Raw genomic sequence first — 17,689 nt, forward strand, 5'->3', positions numbered from 1 at the left:
GTCAGGCGACGGCATGGCGGTCCTCGGTCATCAAGGGGTTGTCGGCAGCGCGGCGCAGTTTTTCGAGTGAAGCGACGAGGCGAACGGGGTCGGCGGCCTCGATGTCGTGCGGCACCTGCTGTCCCGAAGTGGTGTAGGCGAGATGCATGTCCTGCTTGACCAGCACCGACAGCGCGGCGCCCAGGCGGCCGGTCTCGTCGGTCTTGGTCAGCACCACGCCTTCCGGCGAAGCCGGGCGGTAGCGGCGGATGATTTCGCTGAGGTCATGCGGGTGCGCGTTGGCGGGCAGCACCAGCAGGCTGCGCACACGGCGCGCAGTGCGCAGCCACAGGATCTGGCTCAGCAGCGCGCGGTCGCGGGCGGCGTAGCCGGCGGTATCGACCAGCACCAGCGGGTAGTCGGCCAGCTGGTCGAGCGTGGCGTTCAGCGCTTCCGGGCCGTCGGCCTCGCAGACGGTGATGCCGAGTCGGCGGCCGTGCGCATGCAGCTGTTCGCGCGCACCGGCGCGACTGACGTCGGTGGTGACCAGCGCGACGTCGCGGGCGCGGTTGCGGGCAGCGAAGCGCGCCGCGAGCTTGGCGATGGTGGTGGTCTTGCCGGCGCCGGTCGGGCCGACCAGTGCGATCACGCCGCCGTCGTCGATCGGCTCGGCGCGGTGGGTCATGATCATGCGCGCCAGTTCGGCGCACATCGGCTCGCGGGTCTCTTCGGGCGTGAGGTTTGCGTCGATGCGGGCGGCAACGCTCTGCGCGACGCTCTCGTCGCAGCCGCAGGCCACCAGCGTGTCGAACACATACGCACGGCCGGCCGAACCGCGCAGGCGCTCGATCGCGTACTGGTCCATCTGGCGTTCGATCAGCTCACGCATCGACGCCAGCTCGTTGCGCATCGCTGCGAGCGTCGGATCCTCGACGGGCGTGGCGACTGCCTGCAGCACGGGTTCGGCGGGCACTGCGATGGCGACCGGCGCAGCGGCCGGGGTCACCTCCGCCACCGGATCGATCGCGGCAATCGGAGCCGGAGCCGGAGCCGCTGCAGCAATCGGGGCGGCAACCGGCGGCGCGACTTCCATCGTTGCGACCGGCACCATCGGCGCGGCTTCGACCACCGGAGCCGGTGCGACCATCGCTTCGGCGGCCTGGGCGGCCGGCGACGGCATCTCGGCCACCGGTGCCGGCATTTCGCGGGCCTGTTCGGCGGCGGAAAGGCGGGCGAGCAGTTCGAGGAAATTGTCGCCGGGCGCCAGGGTGGCCGGTGCCGCAGCGGGTGCGGCAGGCGCGTGGGACGCGGCCGCGAAATCATTCGGGTTGAATACGCTCTCCTCCACGACGCTGCTCGTCAGCAGCGAGGCCATGGCCGGCGGGTGCGAGCGCGAGGCGGCCTGCGACGCAGCGCGCCGGGCCGAAGCGGCGTCGGCCTCGGCGGCCGCGGCGTCGACGCGGAATACCGCGCGTGCCCGCGCTGCAAGCGAGTCGCGCGGCGTGGTGCCTGACATCGCGGCGATCATCGCCTCGGCGCGCGTGCCGAGCGATCGCGTGGCGGGCGCCACGCGCGGTTCCTCGGCTGCGGTGCGGGCTGCGGCGGTTTCCTGACGCGCGTACGCGGTCGGAGCCGGCATCTGCACCACGTTCGGGGCTGCGCGCGGCGCCGGGGCTGCGAACGTGCCCGGAGCTGCGAACGTGCCCGGAGCGGCGGTGCGCAGCGCCTGCTGGACCAGCGCCTCGTCGTAATCGGTGGCGGCCACCACCTCGATGCCTTCCGGAATCGAGCGGTTCGAGAGGATCACCGCGTCCGCGCCCTGCTCGTCGCGAACCATCCGCAGCGCGGTGCGCATGTCAGGGGCGACGAAGCGTTTGATTCTCATCAGTGACTCCTTGAACTTGGGGCGCGAAATACGGGGTATTGGGTCGGTCGGAACAGCCATGGCCGCTCCCTGCCAATGACAAGGCAATAACCGTGCCTACGGTTGGGGCTGCGCTTCGACGGGCTTCCGTCGTGGCTGCGGGTGGGGTGTGCGGATTGCCGTCAGGCGGTGCCGGGGTGAGGCTTCGGGCCGGGCCGGGCCGGGCCGGGCCGGGCGCGGGGCGTGGGGCGTGGGGGTTCGATGGGCGCGGCGGGTGACGGTGGGGCGCCGGGCGTCGCGCCGCCTTGCGGCTCGATTGGCGGGCGGAAACTCGTGTGGGAGGAATGCGGACGGCAGGTTCCGCCGGCCCGCCGCGGGGGTTCGACATTCCTCGTGCCGCTTGGGCGGCACTCCTCATTCCGACCGAGCGGTACACGTGTTGCTGCTAGGCGTTGGTCAGGTCGCGGGAGAGGGGCGCGTGCGGGTTACGCCCCGGCCCGGATGGCCGTCCGGGCAATGGGGCGGCCGCGCGAAATGGCCCTGCGCGGTTTGTCTGGCGCGATGCGGGGCGGCGCGGGCGCCGGGCGTTCGGCCGGGCGAGATGGTCGTAGGCGGAGTGTCCGCCCCGGCCCGACGCGGGGGCGCCGGCGTTCGCCGGAGCACGCGCCGGCTCATCCGGACCGTCGGCACAGCCGCCGGGCGCTCGAGCGGCAGTGCCGCGCACGTCAGGTGGCGGAGATTCGCGGCGAGCGAGTGCTTCGCCCTCCCGGCCCGTCGGCGTAGCCGCCGGGCGTTCGGCGCGGCGCGCGGCAGTGCCGCGCACGTTAGGTGGCGGAGATTCGCGGTGAGCGGGTGCTTCGCCCTCCCGGCCCGTCGGCGTAGCCGCCGGGCGTTCGGCGGCGCGCGATCGTCCACCGGACGATCGCAAGCGCGCCGCCTCACCCCACCGACCCCACCAGTCGCAGGCGCTTGTCTTCGGGCACTTCGCCATACGCCAGCACCGCAAGCTGCGGCACGCTGTGGCGCACGAGGCGGGCGATCGCGGCGCGGATCTGGCCGGGCACCAGCAGCACGGCGGGCTCGCCGAGGCTTTCCTGGCGCGCGACGCATTCGCTGAGGTTCTGGTGCAGGCGCTCGGCCAGGCCCGGCTCCAGCGCCGCGGACTGTCCGCTGACCGAATCCTGCAGCACGCGTTCGAGCTGCGGGGCCAGCGTGTAGACCGGCAGTTCGGCGCCCATGCCGGTGAGCTCCTGCACGATGAAACGGCCCAGCGCCGTGCGCACCGCGGCGGTGAGCACGGTCGGGTCCTGCGTGTGGGCGCCGTGTTCGAGCAGTGCCTCGACGATCTGGCGCATCTGCCGCAGTGACACGCGCTCGGCGAGCAGCGACTGCAGTACGCGCACGACCGACGACAGCGGCAGCAGCTTCGGCGTCAAATCCTCGACGAGCTTCGGCGTCGCCTTGCCGACACTGGCGAGCAGCTGCTGCACTTCGTCATGGCCCAGCAGTTCGGACGCGCGTTCGCGCACGAGGTGCGACAGGTGCGTGGCGACCACGGTCGCCGCATCGACGACGGTGTAGCCCAGCGATTCGGCGTGCGCGCGCTGGCCCGGTGTAATCCACACCGCGTCCAGCCCGAACGCAGGGTCCTTGCCCGGGATGCCTTCGACCGGCCCGAACACGCGGCCCGGGTCCAGCGCGAGTTCGCGGTCGGGGTGCAGCTCGCCCGCCGCGATCGGCACGCCGTGCACGAGCACGCGGTACTGGCCCGGGGCGAGTTCGAGGTTGTCGCGCACGTGCACGGCCGGGATCAGGAAGCCCAGATCCTGCGTCAGCTTGCGGCGCACGCCCTTCAGACGTGCGAGCAGTTCGCCGCCCTGGTTCTTGTCGACCATCGCGATCAGCTTGTAGCCGACCTCCAGGCCCAGCGGTTCCACCGGGCGCACTTCGTCCCAGCTCAGTTCGGCCTGCGGCGACGGGATCGGGGACAGGCCGTTGCCCGGTGCGGCTTCGGCGTTCGCGGCGGCAAGCAGGGCAGCCTTCTCGCGCTGGTTGAGTTTCCAGGCGGCATAGCCGAATGCAGCCGCGAACAGCAGGAACGGCACGTTCGGCATGCCCGGCACGATGCCGATCAGGCCCAGCACCGCGGCGGTGACGATCAACGCACGCTGCTGGCCGAACACCTGCGTGCCGACCGCCTTGCCCATTTCCTGCTCGCGCGTGGCGCGGGTGACGAGCATCGCGACCGCGGTCGACACCAGCAGCGCGGGCAGCTGCGCGACCAGGCCGTCGCCGATCGCGAGCAGCGAGTACACCTTGGCCGCTTCGCCGAAGCCCATGCCGTGCTGCGCGATGCCGATGATGATGCCGCCGATCAGGTTGATCGCCAGGATCAGCAGGCCGGCGATCGCGTCGCCGCGCACGAACTTGTTCGCACCGTCCATCGAGCCGTAGAAGTCGGCTTCCTCGCGGACTTCCTCGCGGCGGGCCTTGGCTTCCTCGCGCGTGAGCACGCCGGCGTTGAGGTCGGCGTCGATCGCCATCTGCTTGCCGGGCAGCGCGTCGAGGATGAAGCGCGCCGAGACTTCCGCGATGCGGCCGGCACCCTTGGTGACGACCACGAAGTTGATGACGGTCAGGATCGCGAACACCACGAAGCCGACGGCATAACTGCCGCCGATCACGAACTGGCCGAACGCCTCGATGACGTGGCCGGCCGCGCCCGGGCCCTCATGGCCGTGCAGCAGCACCACGCGCGTGGAGGCCACGTTGAGCGCCAGCCGCAGCAGCGTGACCAGCAGCAGCACGCTGGGGAAGACCGAGAATTCGAGCGGTCGCTTGACGTACACGACCGCGAGCAGCACCACCAGCGACAGCGCGATGTTGAGCGTGAACATCACGTCCAGCACGATCGGCGCGAGCGGCACCAGCACCATCGCCAGCATCGCGAGCACGGCGATCGGCGCGGCGGCGCCCCCGCGCACGGCGCTGGCGATGCCCGACAGGCGTCCGGCGGTCACGCTCATCGCGGCACCTCGCTGTCAGGCGCGCCGTCGCGGCCGACGTCGAGCTGGTTCAGCTCCGGCATCGGCCCACGGGCCGGGTGCCAGCGCTTGAGCTGGTAGACGTACGACAACACCTGTGCGACGGCGGCATACAGCTTCACCGGAATCTCCTGGTCGACCTTCGCCTGTCGATACAAGGCGCGTGCCAGCGGTGGCGCCTCGACCAGCGTGACCTTGTGGTGGCCGGCGAGTTCGCGGATGCGCAGCGCGAGTTCGTCGACGCCCATCGCGACGACTTTCGGCGCGCGCATCGCGCCGGCTTCGTATTTCAGTGCGACCGCGTAGTGGGTCGGGTTGGTGATCACGACGTCGGCGGTGGGCACCGCGTCCATCATCCGGCGCTGGCTCATCTCGCGGGCGACCTGGCGCACGCGGGCCTTCACCTCGGGATTGCCCTCGAGCTCCTTGTGCTCGTCGCGCACTTCCTGCTTGGTCATCTTGAGCTTGTTGCGCCAGTGCCAGTGCTGGTACGGAATGTCGAGCGCGGCCAGCAGGCCGAGCGCGCCCACCATCGCCAGCAGCGCGAACACCGCCAGGTCGACGCCGTAGGCGATCGAGCTTTCGAGCGATTGCTTCGGCATCGCGAGCAGGCCGTCGAATGCGCGGTAGACGACGATCGCGCCGATGCCGCCGATCAGCACCACGCGCAGCAGTGAACGCACGAGTTCGGCGACGCTTTCCTTGCCGTACATGCGCTTGAGGCCGGCCATCGGGCTCAGCCGCTTGAGGTCCGGCTGCAGCGCCTGGTTCGAAAAACGAAGCCCGCCCATGATGGCCGGCGCAATCAGGCAGGCCGCGAGCGCGGCGAGCACCAGCGGCAGCATCGGCAGCATCAGCTTGAGCAGCAGCATTGCCGCGTGGCCGAGCAGGCGGTCGGGCTCGCCGATCAACGTCGGGTCGAAGCGCAGCGCCTCGCGCATCCAGCCCTGCGACGCGCGGCCGATGCCCGGGCCGGTCACCATCAACGCCACCGTCGCGCAGCCGAGCACCGCCACGTTCGCCAGTTCCCGCGATCGCGGGACGTCGCCTTTCGTGCGCGCGTCCCGCAATCGTTTTTCGGATGGCTGTTCGGTCTTGTCTTCCTGGTCGCTCTCGGACATCCACTCACCCGGTCAGTGCGCGGGCCGCGAGGAAGGCTTCCTCGAACAGCCGCATCACCGGGCCCTGCAGCTCCCGTGCCAGCAGCGACAACAGAAGCAGGCCGACCAGCAGCGCGACCGGCAGGCCGATCGCGATCGGGTTGAGCTGGGCGGCGGCCTTGGACAGCACGCCGAACGCGAGGTTGACCGCGAGCAGCGCCATCATCACCGGCAGCGCAAGCAGCACGCCGGCGCGCAGCGCGGTCGAAAAGAACGTCGGCAGCAGCGAGACGAACTCCTGCAGGTCAGCGATCGGCTGCCCGATCGGCAGCGCGGCATAGCTTTCGAACAGCAGCCGCACGAGCGCGAGGTGACCGTCGACGGCAAAGAAGATCAGCGCGAAGCTGAGGTAGAACCACTGCGCGAGCACCGGCGAGGACGCGCCGCTGAGCGGGTCGGCCATCGTCGCGAACGACAGGCCCATGCCCTGGCTGACCAGTTCGCCGGCCAGCTGGCCCGCTTCGAACGCGATGCGGATCACCAGCCCGATCGACAGGCCGACCGCGAACTCGCGCAGCACCGACAGCACGGTCGCCGCGTCGACCGCGGCGGGCGGCGGCACCGGAAGCAGCGTCGACATCGCCGCGGCGATCGCCACCGTGGTGATCAGTCGCGCGCGCGCCGGCACCGCCCGGCCGCCGATCATCGGCAGCACCTGCAGCGCCGCGCCGATGCGCAGGGCATGCCACAGCACCGTGGCAAGCATGGCGAACAGGTTGAACCCGTCGATGGTGGTCAGCGTGACCGTGTCCACCGCTTCAGCCGATCAGGTGCGGGATGCGCTGGAACAGTTCGATCGTGAACGACACCAGGCGGCCGAGCAGGAAGTGCCCGGTCAGCGCCAGCGTCGCCGCCAGCGCGACGGCTTTGACGACGAAGCCGATCGTCTGCTCATTGATCTGCGTCGCGGCCTGGATGATGCCGACCAGTACGCCGACAGCGAGCACCGCGAGCAGCGGCGGGGCGCCGAGCATCAGCGCCATCTGCAGGCCGCGGCCGATTTCGGTGAGGGCGGTTTCAGGAGTCATGTCGTGCGCCTCACGCGGGGTTGAAGCTGGCCGCGAGCGAGCCGACGACCAGCACCCAGCCATCGACCAGCACGAACAGCAGGATCTTGAACGGCGCGGAGATCAGCATCGGCGAGAGCATCATCATGCCCATCGACATCAGCACGCTGGCGACGACGAGATCGATGATCACGAACGGGATGTAGATCAGGAACGCGATCTCGAATGCGGTCTTGAGCTCGCTGGTGAGGAACGATGCGGCCAGCACGCCGAACGGCACGTCCTGCGCGGTCGCATACGGACCGGAGCTGGACAGTCCCGCGAACGTCATCAGGTCGGTTTCGCGTACCTGCGCGAGCATGAAGTCGCGGAACGGCTGCGAGGCCTGCGCCCACGCGGTGCGGAAATCCATCTGATCGTTGAGATACGGCGCGATGCCGGCCGCCCAGGCCTGATCGAACGTCGGCAGCATCACCATGAAGGTGAGAAACAGCGCGAGCGCGAGCAGCACCTGGTTGCCCGGGGTCTGGCCGGTGCCCAGTGCCTGACGCAGCAGCGCGAGCACGATGATGATGCGGGTGAAGGCGGTGACGCCCAGCAGCGCCGCGGGCAGCAGCGTGATGCCGGTCATCAGCAGCAGCACCTGCATCGGCATGCTGACCGGCTCGCCGCCGATGCGGCCCACCGTTACCGAGGGCAGCGGCTGGGCGGACGGGGCGGCCTGCGCGGTCGGCAGCGTGGCGCGTGGCGCCGTGGCCTGCGTGATCGCCGTCTGTGCCGGCGGCTGCGCGGGTGTGGTGACGGTCTGTGCCGCCGCGGGCGCGAGCAGCGCCATCGCGAGCACGAGCAGCAGCGCGTGCGCCAGGCGCTGGGCCCAGGTTGAAAACCGAGTCATGCCTTCTTTCCGAAATGCTGTGCGAGCAGCTGCGCGAACTGCGGCGCCGGCGTGGGGCCGGCTTCCGGCAGCGGCTCAGCGAGGGTATGCAGGGTGCGCGTGCCGCCCGGGCCCACGCCGAGCAGCAGCTGCGTCTCGCCGACTTCGACCACGACGACGCGCTCGCGCGGGCCGATCGGCAGCGAAGCGACCATGCGCAAGCCGTTGCTGGGTGCGCCGCGGCCGAAGCCGGGCATGCGCTTGGCCAGCCAGCCCAGCCCGAGGATCAGGCCGACCACGAGCAGCAGTGCGAACACGGTGCCGCCCAACGATCCGGCGTCGGCCGGCGATGCGGCGGGTACCGGACGGGCTGCGGCCTGCGTGGTCGCGAACGTCTTGGCCGGAACCGGCACCGCGGGAGTCACGGTCGCGGCTACACCGGTGGCATCGGCCGTGGCCGTCGCAGGGGCGACCGGCGGCTCCGCCGTGACGCCCATAGGCGCGGCAGTCGCTGCCGCGTCCGGCCCATAGACGGACGCCGAGCCATTGCCTGCCACCGGCGTCGCCTGCACGGCCTGCTGCGGAGCGGTTGCCGGGCGGGCGCCGTCGGCTGCGGCCGGGGCGTCGCCTGCCTGCGCTGCAGGCATTGGCGCTGCAGGACGTGCGACGTCGACCGCACGCTCGTCGCCTGCGGTTTCCATCGCCACGTCCAACGCCGGGCCGATTCCGCTCATGCGTGCGGTCTCAGCGCAGCCGCTTGATGCGTTCGGACGGGCTGACCACGTCGGTCAGGCGCACGCCGAAACGATCATTAACGACCACCACCTCGCCCTGGGCGATCAGGGTGCCGTTGACGAACACGTCGAGCGGTTCGCCCGCACCGCGTTCGAGCTCGACGACCGAGCCCTGGTTGAGCTGCAGCAGGTTGCGGATCGCCAGCTTGGCGCGGCCGACCTCGAGCGAGAGCGTGACCGGCACGTCGAGGATGACGTCCAGGTTGAGGTCGGGGGCGCCGCTGGTGTCGGCGGTCAGCGAATCGAAAGTGGCGGGGGCCGCGGCGTCAGAAGGATTCATGGCGTGATCACGTAGTCGGGACGGTTGGAGCGGGGCAGGTGCACCGAGGTCACCTTGATGGCGTTGCGGCCGTTGTGGACGCCGAATTGACCGCTGAACAGCGCGGTTTTCTCGACCTCCAGCGAGACCGTGGGCGGCAGGTCGATCGGGATCACGTCGCCGACCTTGAGCCTGCACAGCTCGCGCAACGTGATCGTGCGCTTGGCCAGCGCGCTGCTGAGTTCGACCTCGGCGTCCTGCAGCTGCGAGCGCAGTGCGCGCTCCCAGCTTTCGTCCTTCTCGACGCGGTCGCTCTGCACGCCGGCATCGAGCAGTTCGCGAATCGGCTCGAGCATCGACCACGGCATCGCGATGTGCACATCGCCGCCACCGCCTTCGAGCTCGACATGGAAGCGGCACACGACGATGTATTCGCGCGGGCCGACGATGTTCGCGAAGTGCGGGTTGATCTCGGAGTTGAGGTACTCGAACTCCACCGGCATCAGCGGCGCCCAGGCTTCGGCGAGGTCGACGAACGTCTGTTTCAGAAGCAGCTGGATCACGCGCATCTCGGTCGGCGTGAATTCGCGGCCTTCGATGCGGGTGTGGTACTTGCCCGAGCCGCCGAAGAAGTTGTCGACCACGGTGAACACCAGGCGCGGCTCGAACACGACCATCGCCGTGCCGCGCAGCGGCTTCATCTTCACCAGGTTGAGGTTGTTCGGTACCTGCAGCGAATGCATGTATTCGCCGAAGCGGATCATGTCGATGCCGCGTACCGACAGGTCGGCCGAGCGGCGCAGCAGGTTGAACAGGCCGATGCGCCACGTGCGCGAGAAGCGCTCGTTGATCATCTCGAGCGTCGGCAGGCGGCCACGGACGATGCGGTCCTGGCTTGCGAAGTCGTAGCTGCGGGCCTCGCCCGTGGGAACCGGCGGCTCCTCGACCTCGACCACGCCGGTATCGACGCCGTGGAGGAGGGCGTCGATCTCGTCCTGCGACAGCAGATCGCTCATCATCGCGGCGGTCCTTACTGGATCACGAGGCTGGTGAAGTACAGCGCGTCGACCTTGTCGGGCGCCTTCTCGGCCTTCAGCACGGCGCGCACCTCGGCAAGCGCCAGCTTCTGCAGCTGCTCCTTGCCGGCGCGGTGATTGATCGTTGCCGCCACCTGGCTGCCGAGCAGCAACAGCATCCGGTTGCGGATCGCCGGTGCATGCAGCTCTAGCGCGGCCACCGTCTCGGGGTCGCGTGTCATCAGCTGCACGTCGGCCTGCAGGTAGCGCGAGGATTCGCTGTCGGCCAGGTTGACGACGAACGCCGGGGTCATCGCGTGGTACAGCGCTGGCGGCACGACCGGGGTGGCGGCCGCTTCGGCACGCTTGGCAAACACGACGTAACCGCCGGCACCACCGCCGGCGAGCAACGCGACGGCGCCCACCGCGATCAGCAGCATCTTCTTTTTCTTGGGCATTGGGGTAGCAACAGCAGCAGCGGCTTGGGCGGTCACGCGACGCACTCCGGACAGGGTCGACGGAGCTGTGCAAGCGGTGTGCCGCGATCAATGCCGTGCGGGCGCCGGACTATTGGCGCCTGGCTGAACAAACCGGTGCCGGGATCCCGGCGAGCGTTGCCGTCAGGCCGGGACGGCGCGCCAGACGGTGCTGCTACGGGCAGCGTTCGGCCGCGCGGATGTGCGGCCGGCAGCCCGTGTTGCGCGGCCGGGCAGGCGGTGCCGTGCGGCCGGCCGAGTCGCCGCAGCGTCGTGCGGTGACGGCAGCCGGGTCAAACGGATGCTCGAGCAGGTGTCGCGCCGCCCACGCGATTGCGCGGCGGCGCATAGCGCGTCGCCACGCCGGGTCAGGCCACTTCGTCGAGCAGGCGGCGGCTGCGAACCACGGTGGCAGCCGGGGCGGAATCGGACCGCTCGTCTCGCTCGCCGTTCGCCGGCTCGCCCGCACCACCCTGTTGCGTGCCGGATCGCTGCTGGCCGACATCGGCCTGTGCGAGCTGCAAGCCGTGCTGGCCGAGCATGTCGCGCAGGCGGCCGAAGCTGGCTTCCAGCGCCTGCCGGACTTCGGGCTGCGCGCTGAAGAACTCGGCGCTCACCTTGCTGCCGTCGAGCTGCAGGCGCACGTCGATCGTGCCCAGGTGTTCGGGTGTGATGCGGATGTCGGCATGCCCGAGGCGTTGCTCGGCCATCCAGACGATGCGGCTGCCGAAGCCGTCGTCGAAGCCCACATCCGGATCGGCCGGTAGCGCGATCGTGCCCGGGACGGTCACGGCCGCCTCGAGCCGCGACCCGGTGCCGGACGCGGGTGCGGTGGACCACAGGCTGCCCGCGGTGCCGGCGTCGAGCGGCGCCGCTGCGGTTGCGCCCGCGGCGTCACCCAGCATTGCGGCGAACTCGGGCTTGCCGGCGCCGGCTTCCGCCGCGACGGCCATCTGCGCGGTCGCAGCCGCGGCGGACGTGGCCGCGGCCGTCGCCGCGGTGGTGCCGACGGCCGACGCCCAGGCATTCGCACCCGGCAACGCGGCGGTGCCCGTGGTTGCGGTGCCTGCGGCGATTCCAGGCCGGCTGCCCGCAAGAACCGGAGCCGGCGTGGCGGCTGCGCCCACGGTAGGCGGCGCCATGGCGACGCCGAGCATCGCCAGCAGCTGGTCCGGCAGGCTTGCGGCCGGCGCAGTGGCGGCTGTGGCGGCGGTGTCGTGCGTGGGTGGCGCCGTCGTCGGGGACGCTGCGGCAGTGGCGGCCGCGTCACCGCCGGCGGCCTGCAGGCCCGCGGTTTCAGCGCCGGCTGCGGGGTCGGACGCGAGCAGGTCGTCGAATGATTGGCCGGTGCCCTCGCTGGCGCCCGGTTGGGACATGGGCTGGCCCGTGGCCGCCGCGTTGGCGGCCGGTGCGGGGGCGGGCGTGGGGGCAAGTGCCCCCTGGATGCTGCTCATGCGGTATCTCCTTCATCGGCCGCGACCTGCGCGGCGCGTGCGCGTCGACCGCCGAGATCGTCGAGTTCGCGCTGCGTGCGCTTTTCGGCGAGGCGGCCTTCTTCGGCGCGGTAACTGGCTGCCAGCTGCTCGAGCACCTTGGTGTCGCGGCTGGCGAGCATCAGGCGGGCGCGCTCGACTTCGGCGCTCTGGCGGGTGTGGTGGACGATGCTCACCTGCTGCTGCACCGCGGCGTCGAGCTTCTCGCGGAATGCAAGCCGGTTCGCGAGCAGCGCCGGGGCGATCGTGGCGTTCGCGGGGGCGATTGCGTATTCGTCCGCATAGCGGCGCAGCGTTTCCAGCCGGTCCTGCTGTTCGGCCAGCGCACGGTCGCGCTCGGCCACCTGGCGGGCGGCTTCGTCCTGGCGTTGCTGCTTGATGCGGAGCAGGGGATCGAGGCGTTGCGAACGGGTCATTGGGCGTCGGTGCTGGAAGGGTCGTCGGGGCGGAAACGCGGTGGGGCTTTACGTCCTTAAGGTCATACGCCGTCGAGCAGCTGCGCCAGCGCGGCGCGGCTGGCTTCCACGTCGGCGCCCTCGTGCACGTCCTGGCCGAGGAAATGCTGGATCGCCGGCCAGCGCGCGAGCGCCTCGTCGACGACCGGGTCGTTACCGCGCTGGTAGGCGCCGATCGCGATCAGGTCGCGCTGCGCGTTGTAGGCCGACATCAGGCGCTTGAGCTTGCGGATGCGTTCGCGCCACGGTGCGTCGGTGATGTCCTGCATCACGCGGCTGACCGACACCTCGATGTCGATCGCCGGGTACTGGCCGGAGTCGGCGATACGGCGGGTCAGCACGATGTGGCCGTCGAGGATCGCGCGCGACGCGTCGGCGATGGGCTCCTGCTGGTCGTCGCCTTCGGTCAGCACGGTGTAGAACGCGGTGATCGAGCCGCGCCCATCGGCACCGTTGCCCGCGCGCTCGACCAGGGCGGGAAGCTTGGCAAACACGCTGGGCGGGTAGCCGCGCGTGGTCGGCGGCTCGCCGACCGACAGGCCGATTTCGCGCTGCGCCTGCGCGTAGCGGGTCAGCGAGTCCATCAGCAGCAATACGTGCAGACCCTGGTCGCGGTAGTACTCGGCGATTGCGGTCGCGCGCAGCGCGCCGTGCAGGCGCGCGAGCGGCGGCCGGTCGGCCGGCGCGGCCACGACCACCGCACGGCGAAGACCTTCCTCGCCGAGCGTGGCTTCCACGAAGTCGCGCACTTCGCGACCGCGCTCGCCGATCAGGCCGACCACGATCACGTCGGCCGCGGTGAAGCGCGTCATCATTCCTAGCAGCGTCGATTTACCGACGCCGGAGCCCGCGAACAGGCCGACGCGCTGGCCGCGTCCGATCGGCAGCATCGCGTTGATCGCACGCACGCCGACATCGAGCGAGCGCGTGATCGGTTCGCGCATCAGCGGGTTGATGGATACGCCCGCCAGCCCGACCCAGCTTTCGGCGCGGATCGGCCCGCGGCCGTCCAGCGGCACGCCGTCGGAGTCGATCACGCGGCCGAGCAGGCCTTCGCCGACCGCGACCTCGCCTTTCTGGCGCATCGACACCACGCGCGCATTCGGCAGCAGGCCGTCGAGATGGGCGGTGGGCATCAGAAACGTGCGTTCGCCGGAGAAGCCGACGACTTCAGCCTCGACCCAGCGCCCGCCGGAGGTTTCCACGCGGCAGCGCGAGCCCATCGGCGAGGTGCAGCCCGAAGCTTCCAGCGTCAGCCCCACCGCACGGCGCAGCACGCCTTCGCGTGTCAGGCCCAGCGCTTCGGGCTGCGGGTCGGCCATGCGCAGCCGCCCGGCCAGGCGCAGGTTGCGGGCTTCTTCCCAGTAGGTGGCAGCGATCGAGGTCATCGGCGTGTTGGAGTCGGAGTCGAACCGTCCATGCAAGAGCCGGGCCTGAAGCGCCGCGTCAGGCGCCGGCCGCGCGATCCAGCGTCGCTTGCAGGCAGGCCTGCAGGCGCGTCGCGAGCGTGCCGTCGATGCGCACGCTCTCGCTGTGCAGGCGCAGTTCGCCGCGCGCCAGCGTGTTGTCCCCGGTCAGGCGGACGCCGTCGATGGCCGTCAGATGGGGTGTCAGCACGCCGATGTCGTGCGGGTGCAGCCGCAACTCGACGTCGCGGCCGTTACTGCCGACGGTGTCGAGCGCTTCGCGCACGAGGTCGGCCAGCAGCGTCGGGTCGGCGGCGTACGCACGGCCGACCAGTGAGCCGGCGATGCGCACCGCCAGGTCGCCGAGCGCGTCGCCGACTTCGGAATCGAGCCGCGCGAGCGGCCGGGTGAAGCTGTCGAGGATGCCTTCGATCTGCGCGACGATGCGGCGGATCTCGGCCTGCCCCTGCGCCAGCCCGTCCGCATGGCCGCGTTCGAAGCCTTCGTCGTACGCGGCCTGCTCGATCGCCTGCAGTTCCTCGACGCTCGGCGGGGTGGGCGGCGGTGGCAGTTCGGGCTCGGGCTCGGGTTCGGGCGGCGGGTCGAAGCCCGGTGCGATCCAGCGCACGATCCCATCGGCGGAGGTCATACGAACGCCTCGGCCTTGGCAGCCAGCGTGATCGTGCCGGCATCGGCCATCTTGCGCACGAGCGCGAGGATTTCCTTCTGTGCGGCCTCGACTTCGGCCAGGCGCACCGGGCCGCGGGCGTCGATGTCGTCCTTGAGGTTCTCGGCCGCGCGCTGCGACATGTTGCCGAGGATCTTGTCCTTGACCTTCTGGTCGGCGCCGCGCAGCGCGATCGCGAGCTTGTCGTTCGGGATGTCGCGCAGCACCACCTGCATCGCGCGGTCATCGATATCGGCCAGGTTGTCGAACACGAACATCAGGTCGCGGATCTTCGTGCTCAGCGCGCTGTCCACCTCGCTCATCGAGGTGAGGATCTTCTCGTCCTGGCCCGAGTCCATGAAGTTGAGGATGTTCGCCGCCACCTTGACGCCGCCGATCGACGAGGACTTGATGTTCTGGCTGCCGGCGAACTGCCGCGCGAGCACGTCATTGAGTTCGTTCAGCGCGTGCGGCGGAATACCGTCGAGCGTGGACAGGCGCAGCAGAATGTCGACGCGGCCGCGCTCGGGGAAGCACTTGAGCACTTCGGCTGCGTGGTCGACGTCCAGGTGCGCAAGCACGATCGCGATGATCTGCGGATGCTCGTTGCGGACCAGTTCGGCAATCGCGCGCGGCTCCATCCACTTCAGCGAATCCAGGCCCGAGGTGTTGCGGCCCATCAGGATGCGGTCGATCAGGCCGTTCGCGCGGTCTTCGCCGAGTGCCTGCATCAGCACTTCGCGGATGTAGTCGTCCGCGCCGGCACCGATCGCGATCGGCTGCGACAGCACGTCGACGAATTCATCGAAGATCTGTGCGATGTCGTCGCGCGACACGGAGCCGACGGACGTCATCGCAAGGCCGAGCTTCTGCACTTCCTTCGCGTTCATGTGCTTGAGCACTTCAGCCGCCTGGGCCTCGCCAAGCGAAAGCAGCACGATGGCCGCCCGCTGCGTGCCGGTCAGTTTTTCCTCAGCCATCGGTTGCCACCCACTCCCGGATTACATTCGCCACACGCTTGGGGTCCTGACTGACCGCCTCTCGTGCGAGCTGTACTTTGTCCTCAAACGTCATCCCACCCTGCGAGCTGGAACCCAGTGCCGGTGCCTGCGCCGGCATCGTCGCCTGCGGGTTGAGCGTCACCTGCACGTCGTCGTCGAGCATTTCGACCTCGGCGGTCTGCGGCGGCTTTTCGATCGCCTTCGGCTGCACGAGCTGGCGGAACGTCGGGCGCAGCACGAAGAAGATCACCGCGAGCACCGCGAGGCCGCCGAGCAGCGTGCGCAGCAGATCGCGCGCACGCGGGTGCTCCCAGATCGGCAACGCCTCGTCGGCCGTGAGTTCGTCACGCGCGAACGGCGCATTGACCACCGACACCGCGTCGCCGCGCTGCCCGTCGAAACCGATCGCCTGCTGCACCAGCGTCTCGATGCGCTTGAGCTCGGCATCGGTGAGCGCGCGCGAGCCCGGCGCCGCGTCCTTGCCTTTGGCCGGGGCGGCGGCGACGTTGTCGACCAGCACCGCGGCGGTAACGCGGCGGATGCGGCCCGGCGCCTGGCGGGTGTGGGTCAGCGTGCGGTCGACCTCGAAATTGCGCACTGCGGTGCGCGAGCTCGGGCCGGTCTGGGCCGGCTGCTCGGGCACGGCGCCCGGGGTGTTGGCCACACTGCCGGGCACGCCCTGGGCGACGGCGCCGCCGCCGCCGTTCATTTCGGAGATCTGCTCGCTGCGCACCATCGTGCCGGTCGTCGACTCGGCCGGGCCGTAGGTCTCGCGGGCCTGCTCGGTCTCGTTGAAGTCCATATCGACGCTGACCTGCGCGCTGACGCGGCCGGGGCCGGTCATCGGCTCGAGCAGCTCCTGGATGCGCTGGACGTAGACGGCTTCCTGACGGCGCTGCTGGTCGAACTGCTTGGCGCCGATCGCGTCCGAGCTGTTCGGATCGGGGTTGGAGAGCATGCGGCCGAACTGGTCGACAACGGTGACGTTCGCGGTCGGCAGGCCTGGAATGCTGGAGGCGACCAGGTGCACGATCGCGTTGACCTGGTTCTGCTCGAGCGTCGCGCCGCTGCGCAGCTGCAGCACGACCGATGCGCTGGCCGGCTCCTTCTGGCGCGTGAACGCGCTCGGCTTCGGCAGCGCCAGGTGCACGCGTGCTTCGCGCACCGGGCTGAGGTTGGAGATCGTGCGTGCCAGTTCGGTTTCCAGCGCGTGCTGGTAGCGTGCGTTCTCGACGAACTGGCTGGTGCCGAAGCCCTGGTCACCCTGCATCGTCTCGAAGCCCTTGTCGCCGTTGGCCGGCAGGCCGGCTGCGGCAAGCGCGAGCTTCGCGTCGCCGAGGCGCTCGACCGGCACGGCCAGCGCGCCGGTGCCGGATTCGAGGCGGAACGGGATCTTGGCCGTGCCGAGCAGGTCGGACGCCTCGGCGGTCGCTTTCGCGTCCAGCCCGGCGAACACCGGCACGTAGTCCGGCTTCTGGGTCCAGAAGAACAGCCACAGGCCGAGCGCGATCGCCACCGCCACGATGCCGAGCATTGCCAGCTGGCGAACGGCCGGGATGTCCTGCAGGCGGCCGAGGTTGCGCAGTCCTTCGGGATTAGGGAGGGCCAGAGTGCTCATCGCGGGGCGGGGGCTCGGAAGGCGGAATCAGGGAAACTCGGGGGCGGAGCGGTGCGGCGGCTTCGGTTCGGTGCGCTCACGCGCGGCGCTGCTCGGTTCCAAAGCCGGGTCCGATCGGACCGGGCGGGATCGTTCGGATCGGCCCGGGTCAGATCGCCCTGGATCAGATCGGCATGTTCATGACGTCCTGATAGGCCTGGACGAGACGGTTGCGAACTTCGACCGTGGCCTTGAACGCCACCTGCGACTGCTGCATCGCCACCATGACGCGGGCGAGGTCGGCCTTGGGATCGCCGAGTTCGAACGCCTGCTGCAGCTCGCCCGAGGTGCGCTGGGTCGCGCTGACCTTGTCGATCGCATTGCTGAGCGTCTGCTGGAAACCCGGCGCCTGCGGGGCGCTGCCGAGTCCGCCGACGCCGCCACCCAGGCCGCCGATCGCATTGCTCGGCCCGACGTCCGCGGCAACGGCGCGGGTCCGCTTCTCGTGCGCACGGATCTGGGAAAGGATCGAGGAAATCGCGTCAGTCATGGCCTGGTGCGTAGTCGCGGTGGGTCTGCCGGGACTAGGCAAGTCCT

17 protein-coding genes are annotated in these 17,689 nt (G+C 70.2%); all 17 read right to left on the reverse strand.

Features of this window, described 5'->3' with window-relative positions; all coding sequences use genetic code 11:
* Position 1 precedes the first annotated feature (1 nt).
* The 17 genes from flhF to fliE all read right to left on the reverse strand — a co-directional run bounded on the left by flhF (position 2) and on the right by fliE (position 17,642).
* Positions 2 to 1,864 (reverse strand): flagellar biosynthesis GTPase FlhF, encoded by a 1,863-nt coding sequence (gene flhF / locus ACFFGH_RS04215; protein ID WP_386665073.1) that lies wholly within the window; start codon positions 1,862 to 1,864, stop codon positions 2 to 4.
* A 917-nt stretch (positions 1,865 to 2,781) separates the two neighbouring features.
* A complete protein-coding gene (gene flhA, locus ACFFGH_RS04220) occupies positions 2,782 to 4,869 on the reverse strand; it encodes a flagellar biosynthesis protein FlhA (RefSeq protein ID WP_386665075.1) in 2,088 nt (695 codons plus the stop codon).
* Entirely contained in the window at positions 4,866 to 6,008 is a 1,143-nt protein-coding gene (gene flhB, locus ACFFGH_RS04225) for a flagellar biosynthesis protein FlhB (RefSeq protein WP_386665078.1), read from the reverse strand. Before flhB ends, flhA begins: the two co-directional genes overlap by 4 nt.
* Before the next feature lie 4 nt (positions 6,009 to 6,012).
* Positions 6,013 to 6,801 carry a flagellar biosynthetic protein FliR gene (fliR, locus tag ACFFGH_RS04230; RefSeq protein WP_386665080.1) on the reverse strand — a complete coding sequence of 263 codons (789 nt, stop codon included), beginning with the start codon at positions 6,799 to 6,801 and terminating at the stop codon, positions 6,013 to 6,015.
* Between the two features lie 4 nt (positions 6,802 to 6,805).
* Positions 6,806 to 7,075 (reverse strand): flagellar biosynthetic protein FliQ, encoded by a 270-nt coding sequence (locus ACFFGH_RS04235; protein ID WP_189457923.1) that lies wholly within the window; start codon positions 7,073 to 7,075, stop codon positions 6,806 to 6,808.
* A gap of 10 nt (positions 7,076 to 7,085) precedes the next feature.
* Entirely contained in the window at positions 7,086 to 7,949 is an 864-nt protein-coding gene (fliP, locus tag ACFFGH_RS04240) for a flagellar type III secretion system pore protein FliP (protein ID WP_386665083.1), read from the reverse strand.
* Positions 7,946 to 8,425 carry a flagellar biosynthetic protein FliO gene (gene fliO, locus ACFFGH_RS04245; protein ID WP_386667339.1) on the reverse strand — a complete coding sequence of 160 codons (480 nt, stop codon included), beginning with the start codon at positions 8,423 to 8,425 and terminating at the stop codon, positions 7,946 to 7,948. The genes fliP and fliO overlap by 4 nt, the downstream gene beginning before the upstream one ends.
* Positions 8,426 to 8,672: 247 nt before the next feature.
* Positions 8,673 to 9,002: a flagellar motor switch protein FliN gene (gene fliN, locus ACFFGH_RS04250; protein ID WP_189457921.1), complete on the reverse strand. Its 330-nt coding sequence runs from the start codon at positions 9,000 to 9,002 to the stop codon at positions 8,673 to 8,675.
* Positions 8,999 to 9,997 carry a flagellar motor switch protein FliM gene (fliM, locus tag ACFFGH_RS04255; RefSeq protein WP_386665086.1) on the reverse strand — a complete coding sequence of 333 codons (999 nt, stop codon included), beginning with the start codon at positions 9,995 to 9,997 and terminating at the stop codon, positions 8,999 to 9,001. Before fliM ends, fliN begins: the two co-directional genes overlap by 4 nt.
* A gap of 14 nt (positions 9,998 to 10,011) precedes the next feature.
* A complete protein-coding gene (locus ACFFGH_RS04260) occupies positions 10,012 to 10,455 on the reverse strand; it encodes a flagellar basal body-associated FliL family protein (protein WP_386665089.1) in 444 nt (147 codons plus the stop codon).
* A gap of 386 nt (positions 10,456 to 10,841) precedes the next feature.
* The gene (locus ACFFGH_RS04265; RefSeq protein ID WP_386665092.1) at positions 10,842 to 11,927 is read right to left on the reverse strand and encodes a flagellar hook-length control protein FliK; all 1,086 of its coding nucleotides are present in this window, start codon (positions 11,925 to 11,927) and stop codon (positions 10,842 to 10,844) included.
* A complete protein-coding gene (gene fliJ / locus ACFFGH_RS04270) occupies positions 11,924 to 12,382 on the reverse strand; it encodes a flagellar export protein FliJ (protein ID WP_386665094.1) in 459 nt (152 codons plus the stop codon). Before fliJ ends, ACFFGH_RS04265 begins: the two co-directional genes overlap by 4 nt.
* A 62-nt stretch (positions 12,383 to 12,444) precedes the next feature.
* Positions 12,445 to 13,809 (reverse strand): flagellar protein export ATPase FliI, encoded by a 1,365-nt coding sequence (fliI, locus tag ACFFGH_RS04275; protein WP_386665096.1) that lies wholly within the window; start codon positions 13,807 to 13,809, stop codon positions 12,445 to 12,447.
* A gap of 58 nt (positions 13,810 to 13,867) precedes the next feature.
* Positions 13,868 to 14,476, reverse strand: a complete 609-nt coding sequence (locus tag ACFFGH_RS04280) for a FliH/SctL family protein (protein ID WP_386665099.1) — start codon at positions 14,474 to 14,476, stop codon at positions 13,868 to 13,870.
* Positions 14,473 to 15,459, reverse strand: a complete 987-nt coding sequence (gene fliG / locus ACFFGH_RS04285; protein WP_386667341.1) for a flagellar motor switch protein FliG — start codon at positions 15,457 to 15,459, stop codon at positions 14,473 to 14,475. Before fliG ends, ACFFGH_RS04280 begins: the two co-directional genes overlap by 4 nt.
* A 7-nt stretch (positions 15,460 to 15,466) precedes the next feature.
* Positions 15,467 to 17,113, reverse strand: a complete 1,647-nt coding sequence (gene fliF / locus ACFFGH_RS04290) for a flagellar basal-body MS-ring/collar protein FliF (protein ID WP_386665101.1) — start codon at positions 17,111 to 17,113, stop codon at positions 15,467 to 15,469.
* A 163-nt stretch (positions 17,114 to 17,276) separates the two neighbouring features.
* Complete coding sequence (gene fliE / locus ACFFGH_RS04295; RefSeq protein ID WP_386665104.1) at positions 17,277 to 17,642, reverse strand: flagellar hook-basal body complex protein FliE; 366 nt, start codon at positions 17,640 to 17,642, stop codon at positions 17,277 to 17,279.
* Positions 17,643 to 17,689: the final 47 nt, after the last annotated feature.

Source organism: Lysobacter korlensis (genome assembly GCF_042434515.1).

Excerpts from the sequence above, each read along its gene's own strand:
- flhF (WP_386665073.1), bottom strand. The coding sequence starts at position 1,864 with ATGAGAATCAAACGCTTCGTCGCCCCTGACATGCGCACCGCGCTGCGG.
- flhB (WP_386665078.1), bottom strand. The coding sequence starts at position 6,008 with ATGTCCGAGAGCGACCAGGAAGACAAGACCGAACAGCCATCCGAAAAA.
- fliO (WP_386667339.1), bottom strand. The coding sequence starts at position 8,425 with ATGGGCGTCACGGCGGAGCCGCCGGTCGCCCCTGCGACGGCCACGGCC.
- fliJ (WP_386665094.1), bottom strand. The coding sequence starts at position 12,382 with ATGACCCGTTCGCAACGCCTCGATCCCCTGCTCCGCATCAAGCAGCAA.
- fliN (WP_189457921.1), bottom strand. The coding sequence starts at position 9,002 with ATGAATCCTTCTGACGCCGCGGCCCCCGCCACTTTCGATTCGCTGACC.
- fliI (WP_386665096.1), bottom strand. The coding sequence starts at position 13,809 with ATGACCTCGATCGCTGCCACCTACTGGGAAGAAGCCCGCAACCTGCGC.
- flhA (WP_386665075.1), bottom strand. The coding sequence starts at position 4,869 with ATGAGCGTGACCGCCGGACGCCTGTCGGGCATCGCCAGCGCCGTGCGC.
- fliP (WP_386665083.1), bottom strand. The coding sequence starts at position 7,949 with ATGACTCGGTTTTCAACCTGGGCCCAGCGCCTGGCGCACGCGCTGCTG.
- ACFFGH_RS04280 (WP_386665099.1), bottom strand. The coding sequence starts at position 14,476 with ATGACCTCCGCCGATGGGATCGTGCGCTGGATCGCACCGGGCTTCGAC.
- fliF (WP_386665101.1), bottom strand. The coding sequence starts at position 17,113 with ATGAGCACTCTGGCCCTCCCTAATCCCGAAGGACTGCGCAACCTCGGC.
- ACFFGH_RS04260 (WP_386665089.1), bottom strand. The coding sequence starts at position 10,455 with ATGCCCAAGAAAAAGAAGATGCTGCTGATCGCGGTGGGCGCCGTCGCG.
- ACFFGH_RS04265 (WP_386665092.1), bottom strand. The coding sequence starts at position 11,927 with ATGAGCAGCATCCAGGGGGCACTTGCCCCCACGCCCGCCCCCGCACCG.
- fliE (WP_386665104.1), bottom strand. The coding sequence starts at position 17,642 with ATGACTGACGCGATTTCCTCGATCCTTTCCCAGATCCGTGCGCACGAG.
- ACFFGH_RS04235 (WP_189457923.1), bottom strand. The coding sequence starts at position 7,075 with ATGACTCCTGAAACCGCCCTCACCGAAATCGGCCGCGGCCTGCAGATG.
- fliM (WP_386665086.1), bottom strand. The coding sequence starts at position 9,997 with ATGAGCGATCTGCTGTCGCAGGACGAGATCGACGCCCTCCTCCACGGC.